This is a genomic window from Pseudomonas sp. HN2-3 (assembly GCF_020691745.1).
Taxonomy (GTDB): Bacteria; Pseudomonadota; Gammaproteobacteria; order Pseudomonadales; family Pseudomonadaceae; genus Aquipseudomonas; species Aquipseudomonas capeferrum.
The window spans coordinates 486,024-506,937 of sequence record NZ_CP085704.1 but is presented as its reverse complement, the minus strand read 5'-3'; the positions used below and the strand labels follow the sequence as shown (position 1 = coordinate 506,937).

General features: G+C 63.7%; 19 protein-coding genes. 3 read left to right on the top strand and 16 right to left on the bottom strand.

What is annotated here, in order from left to right:
- Positions 1-169: 169 nt before the first annotated feature.
- A complete protein-coding gene (gene crp / locus LJX93_RS02180) occupies positions 170-814 on the top strand; it encodes a cAMP-activated global transcriptional regulator CRP (RefSeq protein ID WP_033703333.1) in 645 nt (214 codons plus the stop codon).
- Here the strand turns inward: crp and LJX93_RS02175 are convergent.
- The 4 genes from LJX93_RS02175 to LJX93_RS02160 all read right to left on the bottom strand — a co-directional run bounded on the left by LJX93_RS02175 (position 811) and on the right by LJX93_RS02160 (position 4,074).
- A complete protein-coding gene (locus tag LJX93_RS02175) occupies positions 811-1,515 on the bottom strand; it encodes a biotin/lipoate A/B protein ligase family protein (protein ID WP_227696714.1) in 705 nt (234 codons plus the stop codon). The two genes, crp and LJX93_RS02175, sit on opposite strands and share 4 nt — an antisense overlap.
- Before the next feature lie 76 nt (positions 1,516-1,591).
- Positions 1,592-2,425 carry an indole-3-glycerol phosphate synthase TrpC gene (trpC, locus tag LJX93_RS02170; protein ID WP_047583856.1) on the bottom strand — a complete coding sequence of 278 codons (834 nt, stop codon included), beginning with the start codon at positions 2,423-2,425 and terminating at the stop codon, positions 1,592-1,594.
- The gene (gene trpD / locus LJX93_RS02165) at positions 2,422-3,471 is read right to left on the bottom strand and encodes an anthranilate phosphoribosyltransferase (protein ID WP_033703029.1); all 1,050 of its coding nucleotides are present in this window, start codon (positions 3,469-3,471) and stop codon (positions 2,422-2,424) included. Before trpD ends, trpC begins: the two co-directional genes overlap by 4 nt.
- 9 nt (positions 3,472-3,480) lie before the next feature.
- Positions 3,481-4,074, bottom strand: coding sequence for an aminodeoxychorismate/anthranilate synthase component II (locus tag LJX93_RS02160; RefSeq protein WP_033703030.1), 594 nt, complete (start codon positions 4,072-4,074; stop codon positions 3,481-3,483).
- Positions 4,075-4,447: 373 nt separating this feature from the next.
- Here LJX93_RS02160 and estP point away from each other — a divergent pair, with 373 nt between their 5' ends.
- Positions 4,448-6,337, top strand: coding sequence for an esterase EstP (estP, locus tag LJX93_RS02155; RefSeq protein ID WP_227696713.1), 1,890 nt, complete (start codon positions 4,448-4,450; stop codon positions 6,335-6,337).
- 37 nt (positions 6,338-6,374) lie between these two features.
- On the opposite strand, the gene trpE is transcribed toward estP, so the two are convergent.
- The 9 genes from trpE to LJX93_RS02110 form a co-directional block, all read right to left on the bottom strand.
- The gene (gene trpE / locus LJX93_RS02150) at positions 6,375-7,856 is read right to left on the bottom strand and encodes an anthranilate synthase component I (RefSeq protein WP_047583857.1); all 1,482 of its coding nucleotides are present in this window, start codon (positions 7,854-7,856) and stop codon (positions 6,375-6,377) included.
- A gap of 70 nt (positions 7,857-7,926) precedes the next feature.
- Complete coding sequence (locus LJX93_RS02145) at positions 7,927-8,745, bottom strand: phosphoglycolate phosphatase (RefSeq protein ID WP_047583858.1); 819 nt, start codon at positions 8,743-8,745, stop codon at positions 7,927-7,929.
- Positions 8,742-9,416, bottom strand: coding sequence for a ribulose-phosphate 3-epimerase (gene rpe, locus LJX93_RS02140; protein ID WP_033703334.1), 675 nt, complete (start codon positions 9,414-9,416; stop codon positions 8,742-8,744). The genes LJX93_RS02145 and rpe overlap by 4 nt, the downstream gene beginning before the upstream one ends.
- 161 nt (positions 9,417-9,577) lie before the next feature.
- Positions 9,578-10,405 (bottom strand): ABC transporter permease, encoded by an 828-nt coding sequence (locus LJX93_RS02135; protein WP_033703035.1) that lies wholly within the window; start codon positions 10,403-10,405, stop codon positions 9,578-9,580.
- 11 nt (positions 10,406-10,416) lie between these two features.
- On the bottom strand, positions 10,417-11,664 hold the full coding sequence (locus LJX93_RS02130) for an ABC transporter permease (RefSeq protein ID WP_033703036.1): 1,248 nt from the start codon (positions 11,662-11,664) through the stop codon (positions 10,417-10,419).
- 66 nt (positions 11,665-11,730) lie between these two features.
- On the bottom strand, positions 11,731-12,765 hold the full coding sequence (locus tag LJX93_RS02125; RefSeq protein ID WP_033703037.1) for an ABC transporter substrate-binding protein: 1,035 nt from the start codon (positions 12,763-12,765) through the stop codon (positions 11,731-11,733).
- Positions 12,766-12,805: 40 nt separating this feature from the next.
- A complete protein-coding gene (locus LJX93_RS02120) occupies positions 12,806-13,930 on the bottom strand; it encodes an ABC transporter ATP-binding protein (protein ID WP_033703038.1) in 1,125 nt (374 codons plus the stop codon).
- A 305-nt stretch (positions 13,931-14,235) separates the two neighbouring features.
- Complete coding sequence (locus tag LJX93_RS02115; RefSeq protein ID WP_177326514.1) at positions 14,236-14,868, bottom strand: response regulator transcription factor; 633 nt, start codon at positions 14,866-14,868, stop codon at positions 14,236-14,238.
- Positions 14,869-14,875: 7 nt separating this feature from the next.
- Positions 14,876-17,263 (bottom strand): PAS domain S-box protein, encoded by a 2,388-nt coding sequence (locus LJX93_RS02110; protein WP_227696712.1) that lies wholly within the window; start codon positions 17,261-17,263, stop codon positions 14,876-14,878.
- 95 nt (positions 17,264-17,358) lie between these two features.
- Between LJX93_RS02110 and LJX93_RS02105 the strand changes: the two genes are divergently transcribed.
- A complete protein-coding gene (locus LJX93_RS02105) occupies positions 17,359-18,357 on the top strand; it encodes an alpha/beta hydrolase family protein (protein ID WP_033703041.1) in 999 nt (332 codons plus the stop codon).
- A gap of 42 nt (positions 18,358-18,399) precedes the next feature.
- On the opposite strand, the gene LJX93_RS02100 is transcribed toward LJX93_RS02105, so the two are convergent.
- The 3 genes from LJX93_RS02100 to LJX93_RS02090 are packed head-to-tail and all read right to left on the bottom strand — an operon-like array spanning position 18,400 to position 20,853.
- Positions 18,400-19,164: a TerB family tellurite resistance protein gene (locus LJX93_RS02100; RefSeq protein WP_033703043.1), complete on the bottom strand. Its 765-nt coding sequence runs from the start codon at positions 19,162-19,164 to the stop codon at positions 18,400-18,402.
- A 1-nt stretch (position 19,165) separates the two neighbouring features.
- The gene (murU, locus tag LJX93_RS02095) at positions 19,166-19,837 is read right to left on the bottom strand and encodes an N-acetylmuramate alpha-1-phosphate uridylyltransferase MurU (protein WP_033703044.1); all 672 of its coding nucleotides are present in this window, start codon (positions 19,835-19,837) and stop codon (positions 19,166-19,168) included.
- The gene (locus LJX93_RS02090) at positions 19,834-20,853 is read right to left on the bottom strand and encodes an aminoglycoside phosphotransferase family protein (protein ID WP_033703045.1); all 1,020 of its coding nucleotides are present in this window, start codon (positions 20,851-20,853) and stop codon (positions 19,834-19,836) included. Before LJX93_RS02090 ends, murU begins: the two co-directional genes overlap by 4 nt.
- Between the last annotated feature and the right edge of the window lie 61 nt (positions 20,854-20,914).

Genomic DNA, 20,914 nt, shown 5'->3' with positions numbered 1-20,914 from the left:
GAAAAGGGTGTCAGCTTAGACCTTGTGTGGCTGTCGGAAAAGCTCGAGACGTGTCGGTTTAGTACCGAAACATCCTGTAGTGTCTGATAAGCTGGCGCCAAATGACTGGCGCTTGCCGCCAGACACTTCCTACAAGAAGCCTATGTGTCGTATCGAACAGGATTTCGTGATGGTTGCCTCAGCCCTACCCGCCAAGATCAAGAATATCGACAAACTGCTGGTGCACTGCCAGCGCCGCCGCTACACCGCCAAGAGCAACATCATCTGCGCCGGCGATCGGGCCGAAACACTGTCGTTCATCATCAAGGGTTCGGTGACCATCCTCATCGAGGACGACGACGGTCACGAAATGATCATCGCCTACCTCAACAGCGGTGATTTCTTTGGCGAGCTGGGGCTTTTCGAACCCGTGGAAGGCGAGCAGCAGCGCAGCGCCTGGGTCCGCGCGAAGACCGAATGTGAAGTGGCAGAGATCAGTTACGACAAGTTTCGCGAGCTCTCACGTCAGGACCCAGACATCCTCTACGCCCTGGGTGGCCAGATGGCGCAGCGCCTGCGCAATACCACGCGCAAGGTCGGCGACCTGGCCTTCTTCGACGTGACCGGCCGTGTCGCCCGCTGCCTGCTCGAGCTGTGCAAGCAACCCGATGCAATGACCCACCCCGACGGCATGCAGATCAAGATCACCCGCCAGGAGATCGGCCGCATCGTCGGCTGCTCGCGTGAGATGGTCGGCCGCGTCCTCAAAGACCTTGAGGAGCGCAGCCTGGTGCAGGTAAAGGGCAAGACCATGGTGGTCTACGGTACCCGTTAGTCCTTGGGCAGGTCTGCAAGCACCTTGGCATAGGCCTGTGAGAGGCGCTCGAACCAGGGCGCTGAGGGCGCAACTTCGTGCAAGGCGATATGCGCATCGGCGCGGCAGCGCTGCTCCAGTTCGCAGCACTCGTTGAAGCGGTTGACGGCCGCGACCATCGACTCACGCTCGTTATCCAGCAACAGTGCGCCATGCACCAGCACCACCGGGCGTTTTCCGCCCAGCCCCTGGCGCCAGCGCTGGGCCGTGCCGACCAGTTTGCGACCATTGAGATTGACGTTGTAGCGGCCATCGCAGAACGCCCCGTCGATCTCGCCCACCGAAGCCACCCCGCCCCACTCGCATAGCACCTCGCACAGCGGCAGGCACAGGCGTTCGTAGGCATTCTCGATACGCCCATGGTCACCTTCGCTGCGCGGTGCCACGTACACCAGTGCCACATTCACCGTGGCATGCGATTGCGGCACCGGCTCACCGCCGGTCTCGCGCAACAGCACCGGCCAGCCGGCAATCGCAAGCTCGGCGCAGGCGGCTTCGAAGTTTTCCAGGCGGCTCATGCGGCGCGGCATGACCAGGGCATGGTCGGTCGGGCGCCAGAACAGCACACCGAATTCGCGCTCGCCGCGGCAGACCGCGGCCAGCAGGTCCTGCTCGGCATGCAGGCCTTGTTCAACAGTCAGTGCCAGGGGTTGATCGGTCATTGATCCACCTTTGATGTGATTGTTCACGATGCAGCCATTGCCCACAAAAAAGCCGGCAAAAGCCGGCTCGTCTTGGTCAGTCCAATGGCTGAACAGACTTCTTCACCTGTTCCGGGAAGAACAGCCGCTGCAGTTCAAGCCCCGGTTGCTCGGCACGCATGAACGCCTCGCCCACCAGGAACGAGTAAACCTCGTTGATTGCCATCAGCTCGACATCGGCACGGTTGAGAATACCGCTTTCGGTAATGGCCAGGCGCTCGCGCGGAATACGCGGCAGCAGGTCGAGCGTGGTCTCCAGGCTGACCTCGAAGGTGTGCAGGTTGCGGTTGTTGACGCCGACCAGCGGGGTATCGAGGGTGTTCAGCGCGCGCTCCAGCTCATCGCCGTCATGCACTTCGACCAGCACATCCAGGCCGACATCCTTGGCCGTGGCGGCCAGCTCGGCCATCTTCACGTCATCCAGCGCCGAGACGATCAGCAGCACGCAGTCGGCGCCCAGCGCCCGGGCCTCGACAATCTGGTAGGGGTCGATCATGAAGTCCTTGCGGATCACCGGCAGCGAAACTGCGCCGCGGGCCTGCTGCAGGTACGCATCAGCGCCCTGGAAGTAATCCACATCGGTCAGCACCGACAGGCAGGTCGCCCCGCCCTTCTCGTAGCTGACGGCGATGTCCGCCGGCACGAAGTGCTCGCGGATCACGCCCTTGCTCGGCGATGCCTTCTTGATTTCGGCAATGACCGCGGGTTGCTTGCGCTTGGCCTGCTCGATCAGCGCATTGGCAAAGCCACGGGGGGCGTCGGCGGCCTTGGCCAGGCGCTCCAGCTCGGCCAGGCTGACCCGGGCACTGCGCTCGGCCACTTCCTCGACTTTGCGGGCGAGGATCTTTTCCAGCACGGTCGGTACGCTCATGCTTCGTTCTCCAGCTTGAATACGGCGGTGAAGGCACCCAGTTCCTGCAGTTTTTCCCAGGCAAGCCCTGTATGCAGCACGTCGTGGGCAAGTTCGACGCCCTGCGCCAGGGTCATGGCATGATCAGCGGCATACAGCGCAGCGCCAGCATTGAGCACAATCATTTCGGCCGCCTTCTGGCCGTTCTCGGTCTTGCGCCGGCCCAGTGCATCACGAATCAGCTCGTACGAGGCCTGCGGGCCGTCGACGGCCAGGCCGTGCAGGCTCTGGCTCTTCATGCCGAGGTCTTCGGGCTCGACCCAATATTCAGTGATCTCGCCCTTCTTCAGCTCGGCAACGAAGGTCGGCGCCGCCAGGCTGAACTCGTCCAGGCCGTCCTTGGAGTGCACCACCAGTACATGCTTGCTGCCCATGCGCTGCAGCACTTCGGCCAGCGGGCGGCACAGTGCCTGGTTGAACACGCCGACCACCTGGTGCTTCACACCGGCCGGATTCGTAAGCGGGCCCAGCATGTTGAACAGGGTACGCAGGCCCAGGTCGCGACGCGGGCCAGCGGCGTACTTCATTGCCTTGTGATGGCTTTGCGCAAACATGAAACCGATGCCCAGGCTGTCGATGCAACGGGCGACCTGCACCGGGGTCAGGTTCAGGTAGATGCCGGCCGCTTCCAGCAGGTCGGCGCTGCCGCTCTTGCCCGAAACCGCGCGGTTACCATGCTTGGCCACCGGGCAACCGGCTGCGGCCAGGACAAACGCCGACGCCGTGGAAACGTTGAAGATGTTGGCGCCATCGCCGCCGGTGCCAACGATATCGACCACGCCATCGAGGCTCTTCAGCTCGACCTTGTCGGCCAACTCGCGCATCACCGAAACCGCACCGACGATCTCGTCGATGCTCTCGCTTTTCATGCGTATGCCCATCAGGAAGGCACCAATCTGCGCCTCGCTGCATTGGCCGGTCATGATCTGACGCATGACGTCGCTCATTTCTTCAGTGGACAGGTCCAGATGGCCGACGATGCGGCTCAGCGCGCTCTTGATATCCATGTTCGATCCTTAGCGGCGGCCGCCGGTCTGCTTGAGGAAGTTGGCGAACAGCTCGTGGCCCTGCTCGGTGAGGATAGATTCGGGGTGGAACTGCACCCCTTCGATGTTCAGCGTCTTGTGGCGCAGGCCCATGATCTCGTCGACCGCGCCGTCGGCATGAGCGGTCCAGGCAGTGACTTCCAGGCACTCGGGCAGGGTTTCACGCTTGACCACCAGGGAGTGGTAGCGGGTAACGGTGAGCGGGTTGTTGAGGCCGGCGAATACGCCCAGGTCGCGGTGCAGCACCGGGCTGGTCTTGCCGTGCATCACCTGACGGGCGCGCACTACGTCGCCGCCAAACGCCTGGCCGATGGACTGGTGGCCCAGGCACACGCCCAGAATCGGCAGCTTGCCGGCGAAATGCAGGATCGCCTCGATCGACACACCCGCCTCGCTCGGTGTGCAAGGGCCGGGGGAGACAACGATGCGCTCCGGGTTGAGGGCTTCGATTTCAGCGAGGGTCATTTCGTCATTGCGAATGACCTTGACCTCGGCACCCAACTCGCCCAGGTATTGAACGACGTTGTAGGTGAATGAGTCGTAGTTGTCGATCATCAGTAACATCGGGCTAAACCTCTTGAATCTACTGACTTTAGAATACGAACCTTGCTACACCGCCCGCAGCATGGCATTGCCACGAAGAGCATTCGGAAACGGATAAGAAGGCAAACAGAAACGGGCCGGGCTGGCCGGCAGGAGATAAAGTCAGGCGCGCCAACGCCAACGGGCGTGGGCCTTGATTACGCGCATCAAGAGTTTGCTGACGATCAACACAGGATAGGTCTCGCTCATACGTCCCCGCACAGTAGCCTACCGGGACGACGGGCGCAATATGCCTGTAAACACTGGGAAACGAATGGACTTGGGAGACAAGCCCCACGATTTGCTAAGGTCGATCGGGTAGTGCTCATAAAAACAATGAAAAGGATGTTCCCAGATGCGAAAAGCTCCATTGTTGCGTTTTACCCTCGCCACATTGGCCCTGGCCTGCAGCCAGGCGTTCGCCGCACCCTCCCCTTACTCGACCCTGATCGTGTTTGGCGACAGCCTGAGTGATGCCGGGCAGTTTCCGGACCTGACCGGTGGCACCGCAGGCATGCGCTTTACCAACCGCGATGCCGATGGCAACTATGCACCGGTATCGCCGATGATTCTCGGCGGTCGGCTGGGTATCTCCCCTGACGAACTCAACCCTTCCACGTCAGTGGGCATCCAGCCTGATGGCAACAACTGGGCGGTGGGTGGCTACACGACGCAGCAGATTCTCGATTCGATCACTACAACGTCCGAAACGGTCATTCCGCCAGGCAACGTTGGTGCAGGCGCGGTACTGCGAGACCGCCCTGGTTATCTGGCCAACGGCCTACGTGCCGACCCGAATGCACTCTATTACCTTACCGGCGGCGGCAACGACTTCCTTCAGGGTCTGGTAAACAGCCCCGCCGACGCTGCAGCTGCCGGAGGCCGCCTGGCCGCCAGTGCCCAGGCTCTGCAACAAGGTGGCGCACACTACATCATGGTCTGGCTATTACCCGACCTGGGCCAGACGCCAAACTTCAGCGGCACCCCACAGCAAAACCCGCTGTCGCAGCTCTCCAGCGTGTTCAACCAGTCGCTGCTCAATCAGCTCGGGCAGATCGACGCCGAAATCATCCCACTGAACATCCCCGTTCTGCTGGGTGAGGCCTTGGCCAGCCCCAGTCAGTTCGGCCTGGCCAGCGGCCAGAACCTGGTCGGCACCTGCTACAGCGGCAACAGCTGCGTCGAAAACCCGGTATACGGCGTCAACGGCACCACGCCCGACCCGACCAAGCTGCTGTTCAACGACTCGGTGCACCCGACCATTGCCGGCCAGCAGTTGATTGCCGACTACGCCTACTCAGTCATCTCCGCACCGTGGGAGCTGACCCTGCTGCCGGAAATGGCCCACGCCAGCCTGCGCGCCCACCAGGACGAACTGCGCAACCAGTGGCAAACACCCTGGCAAGCCGTGGGGCAGTGGCAGGCATTCGTCGCCACCGGTGCTCAGGACCTGGACTTTGACGGCCAGCGCAGCGCGGCCAGCGGCGACGGCCGTGGCTACAACCTGACGCTGGGTGGCAGCTATCGCGTGAACGATGCCTGGCGCCTGGGCCTGGCGGGCGGCGTTTACCGGCAGAAACTGGAGGCAGGGGAACAGGACTCGGACTACAAGCTCAACAGCTACCTGGCCACCGCTTTCGCCCAGTACCGCCAGGACCGCTGGTGGGCAGATGCCGCACTGACTGCCGGCCACCTGGACTACAGCGACCTCAAGCGCACCTTCGCCCTCGGCGTGAATGACCGCAGCGAGAAAGGCGATACCGACGGCGAGGCTTGGGCGCTGACGGGTCGGCTGGGCTATAACCTGGCCGCCGAGAGCAGCCCCTGGCAACTGGCGCCGTTCATCAGCGCCGATTATGCCCGGGTCAAGGTCGATGGCTATGACGAAAAGAGCGGGCGCTCGACCGCGCTGGGCTTCGATGACCAGGAGCGAACCTCCCGCCGGTTGGGTATCGGGCTGCTAGGCAGTGTGCAAGTGGCTGCGAGTACCCGGGTGTTTGCCGAGGTCGCTCAGGAACACGAGTTCGAGGATGACCAGCAGGATGTGACCATGCACCTGACGACGTTACCGGCCAACGACTTCACCCTGACCGGGTATACGCCGCATAGCGACCTGACCCGGGCCAGCGTGGGGCTGAGCCATGAGCTGGTGGCGGGGGTGCATGTGCGGGGGAACTACACCTGGCGCAAGAGTGATGAGTTGAAGCAGCAGGGGGTGAGCTTGGCGGTGAGTGTGGACTTCTGAATTTTGGGGCCGCTTTGCGGCCCCAAAACCCCATCACCTACTTGGCAGATGTCTGCTCAGCCAAGGCCACCGCACGGAACATCGCCCGGCGCTTGTTGATGGTTTCTTCCCATTCCAGCGCCGGCACCGAGTCCGCCACGATACCGCCACCCGCCTGCACATGCAGTTCGCCGTCCTTGATGACCGCGGTACGGATGGCAATCGCGGTATCCATGTTGCCGTTCCAGGCAAAATAGCCCACCGCGCCACCGTAAACGCCACGCTTGACCGGCTCCAGCTCGTCGATGATCTCCATCGCACGGATCTTCGGTGCACCCGACAGGGTCCCGGCCGGCAAAATCGCGCGCAATGCGTCCATCGCGGTCAGGCCCTCGCGCAACTGCCCGGTGACGTTGGAAACGATGTGCATCACGTTGGAGTAACGCTCGATCACCATCTTCTCGGTCAGGCGCACACTGCCCGTCGCCGACACACGGCCCACGTCGTTGCGGCCCAGGTCGATCAGCATCAAGTGCTCGGCGATTTCTTTCTCGTCCGACAGCAGGTCGTCTTCCAGGGCACGGTCCGCTTCCTCGGTAGCACCGCGCGGGCGGGTGCCGGCAATCGGGCGCACGGTGACCAGGTTGTCCTCGACCCGCACCAGCACTTCAGGCGAACTGCCGACCACATGGAAGTCGCCGAAATTGAAGAAGTACATGTACGGCGTCGGGTTGAAGCAGCGCAAGGCACGGTACAGGTCGATGGGCGCCGACTTGAAGTCGATCGACATGCGCTGGGACGGCACCACCTGCATGCAGTCACCCGCCAGGATGTACTCCTTGATGCGGCCAACCGCGTTTTCGTAATCCTCGCGGGTATAGCTGGAGCGGAACTCCGGCTCGGCCGCCTGCGGGCCGCTCAGGTCCAGGCCCCGGCGCGGGGTGATAGGCTGGCGCAATGTCTCCAGCAACCCTGCCAGGCGTGCCTTGCCTTGTTCGAAAGCCTGTTCCTCGGCCGGGTCTACCAGCACGATGGCGTGCATCTTGCCGGCCAGGTTGTCGAACACCACCACGGCGTCGGACACCATCAGCAGGATATCCGGCACACCCAATGGGTCCGGGTTCGGGCTTGCACCCAGACGCTTCTCCACATAGCGCACGCAGTCATAACCGAAGTAGCCGACCAAGCCGCCATTGAAACGTGGCAGGCCAGGGATATCGGCGACCTTGTAACGGTCCTTGAACGACTCGACGAAGGCCAGCGGGTCGTCGACGTCATGGCGCTCTACCTCGATGCCATCCTGCAGGATGCTCACCTGATAACCATGCACGCGCATCACGGTGCGCGACGGCAGGCCGATCATCGAGTAACGGCCCCATTTCTCCCCGCCCTGTACCGACTCGAGCAGATAGGAGTTGGGCTGATCAGCCAGTTTCAGGTAGATCGACAGCGGCGTGTCGAAGTCGGCCAGGGTTTCACAGGCCAGGGGGATGCGGTTGTAGCCGGCAGCGGCCAGGCGCAGGAATTCTTCGCGGGTCATGAGTAGCCTCGTGGCAAGCAGCAATAGGGTCAGGCAAACGGACGGGCCGGCAGGCGCCGGCGGGCAGAAGTCAGGCGCGCCAACGCCAACGGGCCAAGGCCTTGATGACTTTCATCCAGAATTTGCCAGTAACCGCCACGGTGGACTCTCTGTCTTGTGAGGCTTGAAGGTCCGCCAACGTTATCCCAGTGGCCGGGTCTGCGCAACCGGGCAGCAGCGCACGCAGATCGTCGATCACAAGGTTGGGCGACTCGTCGTTGATCGGCCGGCCATGGTTGTAGCCGTAGGTCAGGCCTACGCACTGCACACCCGCGGCCTTGGCGGCCAGGACATCGCTGCGCGAATCGCCGACGAACAGCGACTGTTGCGGCGTGACGCCGGCCATCTGCATGACGAACAGCAGCGCTGCGGGGTCGGGTTTCTTTTGTGGCAGGGTGTCGCCGCCGATGATCCAGCGGAAGTAGCGACCGATCTTCATCTGGTCCAGCAGCGGGGCAACAAAGCGCTCGGGCTTATTGGTGATCAGCGCCATCTCCACGCCTTGCTTGCGCAACCAGCGCAAGGTGTCTTGCACGCCGGGGTAAACCACGGTCAGTTCGTGGCTTTCGGCATAGGCATCCATGAACAGCGCCAGGGCCTGGTCGGCAAGCGCATCGTCCACCGACGCGTGCTCGATACCCCCTGCCAGCGCACGGCGCACCAGCACCTGGGCACCGTTACCCACCCAGTGGCGCACCGCATCAAGGCCTGCCGGCGGGCGCCCGAGTTCGAGCAGCATGCGGTCCACGGCGGCGGCCAGGTCTGGCACGGAGTCGATCAGGGTACCGTCCAGATCGAACATCACCAGCCTGGGCAGCGTCCCCGGGAACAGCTGCTCGAAGCCGCTCATGGGCGGGCCTGAGCCAGTTCGGCGCGCATCTTGGCGATGACTTCCTGGTAGTCCGGGGCATTGAAGATTGCCGAGCCGGCGACGAAGGTGTCGGCGCCAGCGGCGGCGATTTCGCGGATATTGTTGACGTTGACGCCACCGTCGATTTCCAGGCGGATATCACGGCCGCTGGCGTCGATCAGCGCACGCGCCTCACGCAGTTTGTCCAGGGTGCCGGGGATGAACTTCTGCCCGCCAAAGCCTGGGTTGACGCTCATCAGCAGGACCATGTCGACCTTGTCCATCACGTACTTCAGGGCATCCAGGCTGGTCGCCGGGTTGAACACCAGGCCGGCCTTGCAACCGCCGTCGCGGATCAGCTGCAGCGAGCGGTCGATGTGCTGGCTGGCTTCCGGGTGGAAGGTGATGTAGGTGGCGCCGGCTTCGATGAAGTCACCGATGATACGGTCAACCGGGCTGACCATCAGGTGCACGTCGATCGGCGCGGTCAGGCCGTACTTGCGCAGGGCGGTGCAGACCATCGGGCCGATGGTCAGGTTGGGTACGTAGTGGTTGTCCATCACATCGAAGTGAACGATGTCGGCACCAGCGGCCAGCACCTTGTCGACGTCCTCGCCCAGGCGGGCGAAATCGGCTGAGAGAATGGAGGGGGCAATAGCGTAGGGCTGCATGGCGCACCTGTAGGGCAGAATCACGGTGGCGCGCATTGTAACTCAGGCAAACGGATAGAGGCTGATTGGTATCAATCCGTGTCGACGAGGTGCTCCAGCCTGGACCGGCCTCTGCGCGGGGCAAGCCCGCATCCACAAGGCCGGTACAAGCAATACAGGGATCAGCCCGGCTGCTGGGTCCTCAGCTTCTCGCTACGCCCACGCAGCCACTCCAGGGTCAGCAGCAGCACCACCGAAAACGCGATCAGCAAGGTCGCCGCCGCCGCAATCGTCGGGCTCAGGTTTTCGCGAATACCACTGAACATCTGCCGTGGCAGGGTTGCCTGCTCCGGCCCTGCAAGGAACAACGTCACCACCACCTCATCGAACGACGTCGCGAAGGCAAACAGCGCCCCCGAGATCACCCCCGGCGCGATCAACGGCAGGGTCACCCGGCGGAACGCCAGCAGCGGCGAGGCACCCAGGCTGGCTGCGGCGCGCACCAGGTTGTAGTTGAAGCCCTGCAACGTCGCCGACACGGTGATGATGACGAACGGCACACCCAGTACCGCATGCACCAGAATCAGCGAGGTAAAACTGTTGCCCAGCCCCAGCGGGGCGAAAAACAGGTAACTGGCCACACCAATGATCACCACCGGCACCACCATCGGCGAGATGACCAGCGCCATCACCAGCGACTTGCCCGGGAAATCGCCCCGAGTCAGGCCGATCGCCGCCAACGTACCAAACACCATGGCCAGCACCGTGGCCGCCGGGGCGACGATGATGCTGTTCTTCAACGCCCGCATCCACTCGGCAGAGCCGAAGAAGTCCTGGTACCACTGCAGCGAAAAGCCCTGCAGCGGGTATACCAGGAAACTGCCACTGTTGAACGACAACGGCACGATCACCAACACCGGCAATATCAGGAACAGCAGAATCAGGCCGCAAAGAATGCGCAGGCTGTAGAACCAGACCCGCTCCACGGGTGACATGTATGGGCTCAGCATGACAAGGCTCCTCAGCTCAGGCGCAGGCGGCTGGCGCCGACCAGCCAGCTATAGATCAGGTACAGCAACACGGTCGCCAGCAGCAACAACCCACCCAGCGCGGTCGCCATGCCCCAGTTGATGCTGGTGTTGGTATAGAACGCCACGAAGTAGCTGACCATCTGGTCGTTCGGGCTGCCCAGCAATGCCGGGGTGATGTAGTAGCCGATGGCCAGGATGAACACCAGCAGGCAACCCGCGCCAACCCCGGCGTAGGTCTGCGGGAAGTACACCCGCCAGAAGCTGGCGAACGGATGGCAACCCAGCGAGATGGCCGCGCGCATGTAGCTGGGCGAAATGCCCTTCATCACGCTGTACAGCGGCAAGATCATGAATGGCAGCAGGATATGCACCATGGAGATGTACACGCCGGTGCGGTTGAACACCAGTTCCAGCGGTTGATCGATAATGCCAATAGCCATCAGCGCACTGTTGATCAAGCCGCCCGACTGCAGCAGCACGATCCACGCGGCCACCCGCACCAGGATCGAGGTCCAGAACGGCAGCAGCACCAGAATCATCAGCAGGTTGCTCTGCCGGGCCGGCAGGTTGGCCAACAGGTAGGCCAGCGGGTAGGCCAGCACCAGGCAGATGGCGGTAATCACCACACCCATCCACAGGGTGCGGGCAAAGATATCCAGGTAGATAGCCTGGTCGGGCGTGGCCTTGGCCAGCTCGCCGAGGTCATCGATACGGTGGTCGAGCGATGCCAGCAGGTAGAACGAGGTGACCGTGCTGGTGTTGCGGCGGATCGCCTGCCAGTAGGCCGGGTCACCCCAGCGCTCATCGAGGGTCTGCAACGCTTCTTTATAGGAGGCCGGTTCAGCCTTGAACGGCAGCGCCCGGGCGGTCTTGGTCAACAGGCTACGGTAGCCGGCCAGCTCCATGTTCAACCGCTTGGAGAGGTCGCCCAGGGTCTGGTTCTTGCGCGACTCGGCCAGGTCCTGGCTCAGTGCCTTGTACACGTCTTCGCCGGGCAAACTCTTGCCGTCCCACTGGGACACCGCTTCGACGGTACGCGGCAGGCCGGCGACCACCTCTGGGTTGCCGACGCTCTTGTACAACAGCGCTGCGATCGGCACCAGAAACACCAGCAGAAGGAACAGCGCCAGCGGCGCGATCAACGCCTGCGCCTTCCAGCGGTTGACCCGCTCGGCGTGCTTGAGGCGCTGCTTGAGACTAGGACCTGCGCCTTCGTTGAGGGGCACTGCAATGGCCATGGCGAACTCCGCAAAACAGGTAAACGGGAAGCGCCAGTGCAAGCCCTGGCGCTCCGACGAGGCGCTTTACTTCTTCGCCGCCCAGGCGTTGAAGCGTTGCTCGAGCTGCTCGCTGTTGTCGGCCCAGAAGGCCACGTCGATCTGCACCTGGTTGGCGATGTTCTCAGGCGTGGTCGGCATGTCTTTCTTCACCTCGTCCGACAGCAGGCTGACGGCCTTGGCGTTGGCCGGGCCGTAGGCGATGTTCTCGGAGTAGATTTTCTGTTGCTCGGGCTTGACGCTGTAGGCGATGAATTTCTTCGCCTCTTCGGCGTTCTTGGCGCCTTTTGGAATGGCCCAGGCATCGAAGTCGTAGATGCCGCCGTTCCACACCACCTTGAGGTTGCTCTCTTTCTGCACGGCGGCGATCCGGCCGTTGTAGGCCGAGCTCATGACCACGTCACCCGAGGCCAGGAACTGAGGCGGCTGGGCACCGGCTTCCCACCACTGAATGCTTGGCTTGAGTTCGTCGAGCTTCTTGAAGGCACGGTCCTGGCCTTCTTTGGTAGCCAGCACCGTGTACACGTCCTTGGGCGCAACGCCGTCGGCCATCAAGGCGAATTCCAGGGTGTACTTGGCGCCCTTGCGCAGGCCACGCTTGCCCGGGAACTGCTTGGTATCCCAGAAGTCGGCCCAGCTGGTAGGCGCAGTCTTGAGCTTGTCGGCGTTATAGGCCATTACCGTGGACCAGACGAAGAAGCCTACGCCGCAGGGCTGGATGGCGCCGGGGACGTAGTCGGCTTGATCACCGAACAACGCCGGGTCGAGCTCTTCGAACATGCCCTCGTCGCAACCGCGCGACAGTTCTGGCGACTCTACTTCCACCAGGTTCCAGGACACACTCTTGGTGTCGACCATGGCCTTGACCTTGGCCATTTCGCCGTTGTACTCGCCGGCGACGATCTTGCCGTTACCCGCCTTCTCCCACGGCTCGTAGAACGCTTTGGTCTGGGCGGCCTTGTTGGCGCCGCCGAAAGAGATCACGGTCAGGTCGGCCGCCATGGCCTGGCCAGCGGCGAACAGCCCCAGGGCCAGGGCGGTCAGTTTCAACTGCTTGCGCATTATTATTCTCTCCACAGTACAGGGTTGGTGAAGCAATCCATCAATGGGCTTCGGCAATCGGATCGAGCGCGCGGGCGTGCTCCACCTCCCAGCCCAGCGGTACCACATCGCCCACGGCCAAGGCCGGGTCGAGCTCGGCGATCGGCTGCTTCACGAAGAAGTCGGCCTTGCCGCAGACTTCCAGGCGCACCCGCACGTGGTCGCCCAGGTAGATGAACTCGGCCACACGGCCAGAAAAGCGGTTGACGCAGCTTTCACTGTGGCCATTGAGGCGCACACGTTCCGGGCGGATCGACAAGGTCACCGGCTCGCCGGCCTGGCCGACATTCACCGCCAGCGCTTCGACCCGCTCGCCCCGCGCCAGCTGCACCTGGCAACGGTGGCCATCGCTGGCCAGCAAGGTGCCGTTGATGCGGTTGTTCTCGCCGATGAAATTGGCCACGAAGGTGTTGCACGGCTGTTCATAGAGGGTGCGAGGGTCGGCGATCTGCTGAATTTCGCCCTGGTGGAACACCGCCACCCGGTCAGACATGGTCAGCGCCTCGCCCTGGTCGTGGGTCACGTAGACCACGGTCACACCCAGGCGCTGGTGGATATGCTTGATCTCCATCTGCATGTGTTCGCGCAGTTGCTTGTCGAGCGCGCCCAGCGGTTCGTCCATCAGCACCAGTTGCGGCTCGAACACCAGGGCACGGGCCAGGGCCACCCGCTGCTGCTGGCCGCCCGACAACTGGCCGGGGTAGCGCTTGGCGAAGGCGTCGAGCTGGACCATGCTCAGCACACGCTTCACCCGCTCGCTGATGTCGGTCTTGCTGAGGTTGCGCACGCTCAGCGGAAAGGCCAGGTTCTCGGCCACGGTCATGTGCGGGAACAGCGCGTAGTTCTGGAACACCATGCCGATGTCACGCTTGTGCGGCGGTACGTTGTTGATCGAGCGCCCGGCCAGCTGGATTTCGCCAGCGGTGGGGGTTTCGAAACCGGCCAGCATCATCAGGCTGGTGGTCTTGCCCGAGCCGGACGGGCCGAGCAAGGTGAGGAACTCGCCCTTGCGGATGTCCAGGTTGAGGTTTTTGACGATCAGCGACTCGCCGTCGTAGCTCTTCTGCACACCACGGAAGCTGACCAGCGTTTCGCTGGTTGCAGCGTTCGAATTCGCCTCGCTCATGCCTGCACCTTCTTGTTGGATGACTGCGTAGGCAAAGACTAGACAAGACGCAAGTGCCCGAAAATCGGGGGTGCTGAGAGAATGCCATCATCCATATGGAAGATTCGTTGTAGGGATCGCCCTACAAGGATGGCGGAATTGGAATAGACCCCAGGCACACCACTTCACCTTGTGGGAGCGGGCTTGCCCCGCGAATGCGCCACCCCGGGCAATGAGGTTGAGCTTGCCGGCCCTTTCGCGGGGCAAGCCCGCTCCCACAGTACTCGCTCATTGCCAACCGTCAGGCCATGTCGCAACCAGAACACTCAGACCAGCTTGTGCTCCATGGCGTACTTCACCAGTTCCGCCAGCGAGTTGACCTTGAGCTTCTGCATCAGCCGCGCCTTGTGGGTGCTGATGGTCTTGCTCGACAGCGCCAGTTGCTGGGCGATGTCATTGACGTTAGCGCCTTGGGCCAGGCGCTCGAATACCGAGAACTCACGCTCCGAGAGCAGGGTATGCAAGGGCCTGGACTCGGTCAGGCCGACCTCGAAGACCATGCGGTCGGCCAATGCCGGGTCGATGTAGCGCCCGCCCCCGGCAACCCGGCGAATGGCGGTCAACAGCAAGGCGGGGTCACTGTCCTTGGTGGCATAACCGGCGGCGCCAGCCTTCAGCGCCCGCGCCGCCATCTGCGCCTCGTCGTGCATCGACAGCATCAGGATCGCAGGGGCGTCGTTCAGGGCGCGGATGCGCGGGATGGCCTCCAGGCCGTTGACGCCCGGCATCGATATATCCAGCAACACCACTTCACAGGGGGTATGACGCAAGGCTTCGAGCAACTGCTCGCCGTTGCCGGCCTCGCCCGCCACCTGCATGTCCTTGGCCAGGCCAATCAATTGCTTGATGCCTTCACGGACAATGGTGTGGTCTTCTGCCACCAGCACTCGAATCACGATCGGTCTCCTACTCCAACGGAATGGCCACGCTCAGGCTGGTGCCCTCGCCCGGTTCACTGTCCAGCGTCATGCTGCCCCCCAGCATCAGCACCCGTTCGCGCACGCCCACCAGGCCGAACGAGGTGGGCCGGGTCTGGTCGCGGCAAAAACCGCTGCCGTCGTCGCTGACGGTCATACGCAGCTGCCCATGCTCACGCACCAGTTCGATCTCCACGCTGTGCGCCTGCGCGTGGCGCATGACGTTGGTCAGCGCCTCCTGCAGGATACGAAACAGCCCGATGGCCTTGGCATCACTCAATGCTGGCAGATTATCCGGTACCTGCACCAGGCAGGGGATTTGTGTACGCGCCTCGAAACGCCGCGCCTGCCATTCTATGGCCGAGGCGATGCCGGCATCGAGAATCGGCGGGCGCAGTGCCGTGGCCACGTCGCGCACCAGCTGGAACAGCTGGGCGATCAGGCGCTTCATGCTCGACAAGCGCTCGTTCAGCCCTGGGTCGAGTTCGGCAAAGGCCAGTTCACACATCGACACCTCAAGCTTGAGCACGGTCAGCATCTGCCCCAGCTCATCGTGCACCTCACGGGCGATACGGGCCTTTTCTTCCTCGCGCACGCTTTCCAGGTGCGCCGACAACTCGCGCAGCTGCTCCTGCGAGCGCGCCAGCGCCAGCTCTGCCCGCTTGCCCTGGGTAATGTCCCAGACGATACCGTCCCACACCACCCGGCCATCGGCCAGGCGCCGGGTACTGGCCTTGATGTCGGCCCAACGCTGTTCACCCTGGCGCGTCAGGATGCGCCCCTGCCATGACCAGTCCTGGTTGCTGGCCAGGGCCAGGTCCTGCACCCGGTGATAGTCGCTGCGGTCTTCGGGGTGCACCAGATTGCGCAGGCCCATCTGCGGGTGCTGGATTTCGGCGGGTGCATAACCGACCAATGCCTCGCTGCCTTCGCTGATGTAGGGGAACTCCAGGTCGCCCTCGGCCGGGTCACGCTCCAGCCGAAACACCAGCCCCGGCACGTTGCCAGCGATGCCCTTGAGCCGCGCTTCGCTTTCGCGCAGCGCGGCCAGCGCGCGGTGGCGCTCGGTGACATCGGCGATATACACCACCAGGTACTCGGCGTCGCGAAAGCGCAGAAAACTCAACGACAGCTCTACCGGCAGCAAGCTGCGGTCCGCGCGCAGGCAGCGGGTCTCGAACTGCCCCACACCGCCGCCGCCCGCTCGCGCGCCCCGCCATAGTTCCAGCCAGCGGTCCATGTTCAGGTTGGGCTCGAAGTCGATCAGCGGGCGCTCCAGCAACTCACCTTGCCCATAGCCCAGCATGCGCTCTGCGGCATGGTTGGCGTAACGCACATGGCTGTCCCAGTTGACCCACAGGATACCCACGGTGCTCTGGTCGATGGCGAACTGGCTCAGGCGCAGCGCCTCTTCACGTACCTGGCGTTCGGCCAGGTTCTCGCGCGTTGCCAGCAGGCTGCGTTCCAGCTGGCGCTGTTGCCGGCGCTGCCAGGTCAACGTGGCCAGCGCGCACAGCAGCAACAGGCCGAACAGCAAGGCGAGGTTCTGCCAAAAGCCGGCCGACTCACTTAAACGTGGGTACTTGGGTTGCAGCCAGCGCTGGTGAAGTTGCTCCAGCGCCTTGGCCGGGATGGCCTGCAAGCCCCGTTCGAGCACGTCGGCCAACAGTGGCCAGTCACGCCGCGAGCCCACCCGCAGCAGTTGCGGCAAGCCGATATCGCCGACCACCGCCAGCTCGCCGAACTCGCTCTCGCGCGACAGCCGGCTGAGCTGCGCTTCATCGAGCACCGCGTAGCTGGCCTGGCCACCCACGATCAACTGCAGCGCCTCGCGCTCGTTGGGCACGCCTTGCAGGTTGAGGTTGCCGTAGTTGCTACGCAGGTAATCCGCCAACGGGCTGGGCATGCGCACGGCGACGCGCTGGTCGGGTTCGAGCTTTTCCAGCTCCACCGCCATGGCGCCCGTGCGCGGGCCGACCACCAGTTGCGGCACGCGCATGTACGGGTCGCTGAACAGCCATAGCCGCAGGCTCGCCGGGGTCTGGGTAAGGCCGGGGGCGAAGTCGATTTCGCCGGCCTGCAAGGCGTGTTCGAGGCTGGCCTGATCGGCGAAGTTGCGCCAGGTCAGGTCCAGCCTCAGCGCCTGGGCCAACGCGTCCACCAGCTCGACATTGGCCCCGTAAAGTTGCTGCAGACGGCGGTCGAACTGCGCATACGGCGCCTGCAACACCAGGCCGACCCGCAGGCTGCGATGCGCCTCCAGCCACTGCTGCTGCGCGGGTTCAAGGGCCACGCTCGGCACTGCCTCGGGCCTTGCCAGCGCGATCAAGGGTAGCCACAAGCAGCCGATAACCAACAGGCGACGCATTCGCTTCATCTACACGCTCGTCTTGGCAAGGGCGGCCATGCAGCATGGCCGTCACGGGCAAATACTATTAGGCTGCCGGTATCATTCTGGCCTTGGGTTGACGCATGTCCACACTTTATCGCACGACGCTGGCACTGTGCTGCCTAGCCTCGATCCTTCCGCTCGGCGCCATGGCCGCCGACGCTGAAAAACCTTCCACCGCCACCGAAGCCGCGCCCGTCGAGGCCACCCGGCCACCCCTGCTGGAACGCAGCCAGGAAGACGCCCAGGCCCTGGAGCGCCTGGTGCCCAAGGCCGAGCAGCAAACCCTGCAGGCAGGCGCCGAGCGCTTTCTGGCACTGTGGAAACCGGCCAACAGCAACGACCCGCAAGGTGCGGTGATCATCGTGCCCGGTGCCGGTGAGACGGCCGACTGGCCGAACGCTGTCGGCCCGCTGCGGCGCAAGTTCCCCGACGTCGGCTGGCACAGCCTGAGCGTAAGTTTGCCCGACCTGCTCGCCGACAGCCCGCAGGCGCGGGTTGAAGCCAAGCCCACCGAGGCGCCGGCCAACGACAACGGCGAAAGTGCGCCAGCCAAGGACACCCCGACCGATGCCAACGCCAACGTCGCCCAGGCGACAGCCGCCGATGCCGATGCCGCAGAAAGCACCGACGCCGAGCAGGCCAGCGAGCAGAACGACCCTGCCGATGCCGAACGCATCTTCGCCCGCCTCGACGCTGCGGTGGCCTACGCGCAACAGCATGACGCGCGCAGCATCGTGCTGATCGGCCATGGCAGTGGCGCGTATTGGGCGGCCCGCTACCTGAGCGAGAAGCAACCCGCACAGGTGCAGAAACTGGTGATGGTCGCCGCGCAGACGCCGGCACGGGTGGAACATGACCTGGAAAGCCTGGCCCCCACCCTCAAGGTGCCGACCGCCGACCTGTATTACGCCACCCGCACCAGTGATCGCCGTGCTGCAGCATTGCGCCTGCAGGCCAGCAAGCGGCAGAAGGACAGCCAGTACCGGCAGTTGTCGCTGATTGCCATGCCTGGCAACAAGGCCGCTGAACAGGAGCAATTGTTCCGCCGGGTGCGCGGGTGGCTGAACCCGCAAGACTGATTACAAGCTGCCGGGGGCCGTAGTGCGGCCCTCGGCTGTTGACTACAACCCCCGCCGCTTGCGAATCAGCCCATACGCCTGATGCAACTCACGGGTCCGTTCGGTCGCCTCGCGCACCTGGGCTTCCGTAGCGCCGCTACCCGCCAGCTTGTCCGGGTGATGCCGGCTGATCAGCCGGCGATATGCCTGCTTGACCTTGTCGCCCTCGGTATCAGCCTCGACCGCCAACAGTCGCAAGGCCGCCGCATAGGTCATGGTGCCACCGTCCAGCCCTGCCTTGCGCGGCTCGTACTCCAGCGACATGGCTTGCACCTGGCGCCGGCTCAAACCCAGCTTCTGCCCCCAGTCCAACAGCATCTCGCGCTCTTTGCTGCCAACCTTGCCGTCGGCCCAGACCATGCGCCAACAGGCACGCAAGGTCCCTTCTGCTGCATGCGGCTGCTGGCGGATACGGCGCAGATGGCCGGCCAGCCGGTCCTTGCCGGCCTTGCCACGGTTGAACGCGGCAATGGCCCGCAGCCGGGCCGCCTCAGCCAGGTCCAGGCGTACCATTTCTTGGCGCGCCTGCTGGATATGCTGCTCGGCCACCCGCCCATCGCATTTGGCCAACCTGCCGAGCAGCACGAACAGCAACTCCTCGTCGCGCAGGGCCGGGCGCCCGCCCAGGCGCTCGCGCATGTCCTCCCAGCCACGCACCCGCAGGCGCCGGTCCATGGCCTGCCCGAGCAGAGCGCCGAGCAAGGCACCGGGGATGCTGGCGACGGCAAAACCGGCGCCGGCACCAATCACCGTGCTTGGCCACCACATCTCAGGCGCGCTCGCCGATCAGGCGCTCGGCCTGGGCCAGGCGCTCCAGCGTGCCGACATCGACCCAATGGCCACGGTAGTGCTCGCCTGTGACCTTGCCATCCGCCATGGCCTGGCGCAGCAAAGGCGCCAGCTTGAAAGCCCCCGGCTGGCAACCCTCGAACAACGCGGGGTCAAGCACCGAGAGGCCACTGAAGGTCAAGGTACCCGGCGCTTCATCGCCATCCAGCACTTGCGTGCCAGCCAGGCGGAAGTCGCCACGGTCGTGGTGCCCTGGGTTGTCTACCAGCACCAGGTGCGCCAGGCCCGCAAGCGGCGCCTGCAGGCGGGTGAAGTCGTAGTCGGTCCAGACGTCACCATTGACCAGCAGGAACGGCGCCTCGCCCAGCAACGGCAGTGCCTTGAAGATCCCGCCGCCGGTTTCCAGCGGTTCGCCCTCGGGCGAATAGCGGATGCTCAGGCCGAAACGGCTGCCATCACCCAGGTGGTCCTCGATCTGCTGGCCCAGCCAGGCATGGTTGATCACCACCTCGGTAACACCGGCTGCCGCCAGGGCGCGCAAGTGGTACTCGATCAGCGGCTGGCCTGCTACCGGCACCAGTGGCTTGGGCGTGTGCAGGGTCAAGGGGCGCATGCGCTCGCCCTTGCCCGCTGCCAGGATCATCGCTTTCATGCCTGTGCTCCGGCCTTGAGTTCGGCAATCAGCTCGCCCAGCTCCGCCAATTCGGGACGGCGACCGATCACTTCATCTATATAGGCGAAGAAACGTGGGACGTCCGCCAGGTAGCGCGGCTTGCCATCGCGGTGGCAGATGCGGGCGAAGATGCCGATCACCTTGAGGTGACGCTGCACCCCCATCAGGTCGCTGGCGCGCTGAAATGCCTCGAAATCGGCTTGCACGGGAATACCGGCAGCCTGCGCTTTTTGCCAGTAATTGCGCAGCCAGCCGTCTACCCGGGCCTGCGGCCAGCTGAGGAAGGCATCCTTGAACAGGCAGGTGATGTCGTAGGTGACCGGGCCGTAGACCGCGTCCTGGAAGTCCAGCACGCCTGGGTTTGGCGTGCTGTGCATCAAGTTGCGCGGCATGTAGTCGCGGTGCACCAGCACCTTGGGCTGGGCCAGGGCACTGTCGATCAGCGCCTGGCTGACACGTTGCCAGGCGGCCTTCTGAGCCTCGCTGAAGGCCAGGCCAAGCTCTCGCCCGACGTACCACTCGGGGAACAGTTCGACTTCCCGGCGCAGCAGGGCATCGTCGTAGCTCGGCAGTGGCGCGTCCATCGGCAGGCGCTGGAACGCCAGCAGCGCATCGATGGCATCACTGAACAGGCCATCGGCATTCTGGCCATCGATGATGTCCAGGTAGGTCTGGTGGCCCAGATCGCCCAGCAGCAGGAAACCGCGCTCCAGGTCCTGGGCATGGATCACCGGCACGTGCACGCCGGCACTGGCCAGCAGGTGATCGATGGCGACGAACGGTCGGCAGTTCTCCTGCGGCGGGGGGGCATCCATGATCACGAAACTATGGCCTGCGCCCTGCCAGCGGAAGTAGCGGCGGAAGCTCGCATCGCTGCTGGCGGCAGTCAGGCTGCCTGCTGGCACTTCGCCCCAGGCGTTGTTTTGGAAAATAGTGTTGAGCTGCTCATCGAGCCAGACAGTCAGTTGTTGCAAGCGTACATCGTGATCAGGCATTACAAGGGTCTCCGACGGCCCTAGCCGTCAAGCGGGTCATGCTTTATTATCCAGCATCTTT

Excerpts from the sequence above, each read along its gene's own strand:
- LJX93_RS02160 (WP_033703030.1), bottom strand. The coding sequence starts at position 4,074 with ATGTTACTGATGATCGACAACTACGACTCATTCACCTACAACGTCGTT.
- estP (WP_227696713.1), top strand. The coding sequence starts at position 4,448 with ATGCGAAAAGCTCCATTGTTGCGTTTTACCCTCGCCACATTGGCCCTG.
- trpC (WP_047583856.1), bottom strand. The coding sequence starts at position 2,425 with ATGAGCGTACCGACCGTGCTGGAAAAGATCCTCGCCCGCAAAGTCGAG.
- LJX93_RS02145 (WP_047583858.1), bottom strand. The coding sequence starts at position 8,745 with ATGAGCGGCTTCGAGCAGCTGTTCCCGGGGACGCTGCCCAGGCTGGTG.
- LJX93_RS02105 (WP_033703041.1), top strand. The coding sequence starts at position 17,359 with ATGTCCACACTTTATCGCACGACGCTGGCACTGTGCTGCCTAGCCTCG.
- LJX93_RS02135 (WP_033703035.1), bottom strand. The coding sequence starts at position 10,405 with ATGCTGAGCCCATACATGTCACCCGTGGAGCGGGTCTGGTTCTACAGC.
- rpe (WP_033703334.1), bottom strand. The coding sequence starts at position 9,416 with ATGCAGCCCTACGCTATTGCCCCCTCCATTCTCTCAGCCGATTTCGCC.
- trpD (WP_033703029.1), bottom strand. The coding sequence starts at position 3,471 with ATGGATATCAAGAGCGCGCTGAGCCGCATCGTCGGCCATCTGGACCTG.
- murU (WP_033703044.1), bottom strand. The coding sequence starts at position 19,837 with ATGAAAGCGATGATCCTGGCAGCGGGCAAGGGCGAGCGCATGCGCCCC.
- LJX93_RS02130 (WP_033703036.1), bottom strand. The coding sequence starts at position 11,664 with ATGGCCATTGCAGTGCCCCTCAACGAAGGCGCAGGTCCTAGTCTCAAG.
- LJX93_RS02175 (WP_227696714.1), bottom strand. The coding sequence starts at position 1,515 with ATGACCGATCAACCCCTGGCACTGACTGTTGAACAAGGCCTGCATGCC.
- LJX93_RS02125 (WP_033703037.1), bottom strand. The coding sequence starts at position 12,765 with ATGCGCAAGCAGTTGAAACTGACCGCCCTGGCCCTGGGGCTGTTCGCC.
- LJX93_RS02100 (WP_033703043.1), bottom strand. The coding sequence starts at position 19,164 with ATGTGGTGGCCAAGCACGGTGATTGGTGCCGGCGCCGGTTTTGCCGTC.
- LJX93_RS02090 (WP_033703045.1), bottom strand. The coding sequence starts at position 20,853 with ATGCCTGATCACGATGTACGCTTGCAACAACTGACTGTCTGGCTCGAT.
- LJX93_RS02110 (WP_227696712.1), bottom strand. The coding sequence starts at position 17,263 with ATGAAGCGAATGCGTCGCCTGTTGGTTATCGGCTGCTTGTGGCTACCC.
- trpE (WP_047583857.1), bottom strand. The coding sequence starts at position 7,856 with ATGACCCGCGAAGAATTCCTGCGCCTGGCCGCTGCCGGCTACAACCGC.
- LJX93_RS02120 (WP_033703038.1), bottom strand. The coding sequence starts at position 13,930 with ATGAGCGAGGCGAATTCGAACGCTGCAACCAGCGAAACGCTGGTCAGC.
- crp (WP_033703333.1), top strand. The coding sequence starts at position 170 with ATGGTTGCCTCAGCCCTACCCGCCAAGATCAAGAATATCGACAAACTG.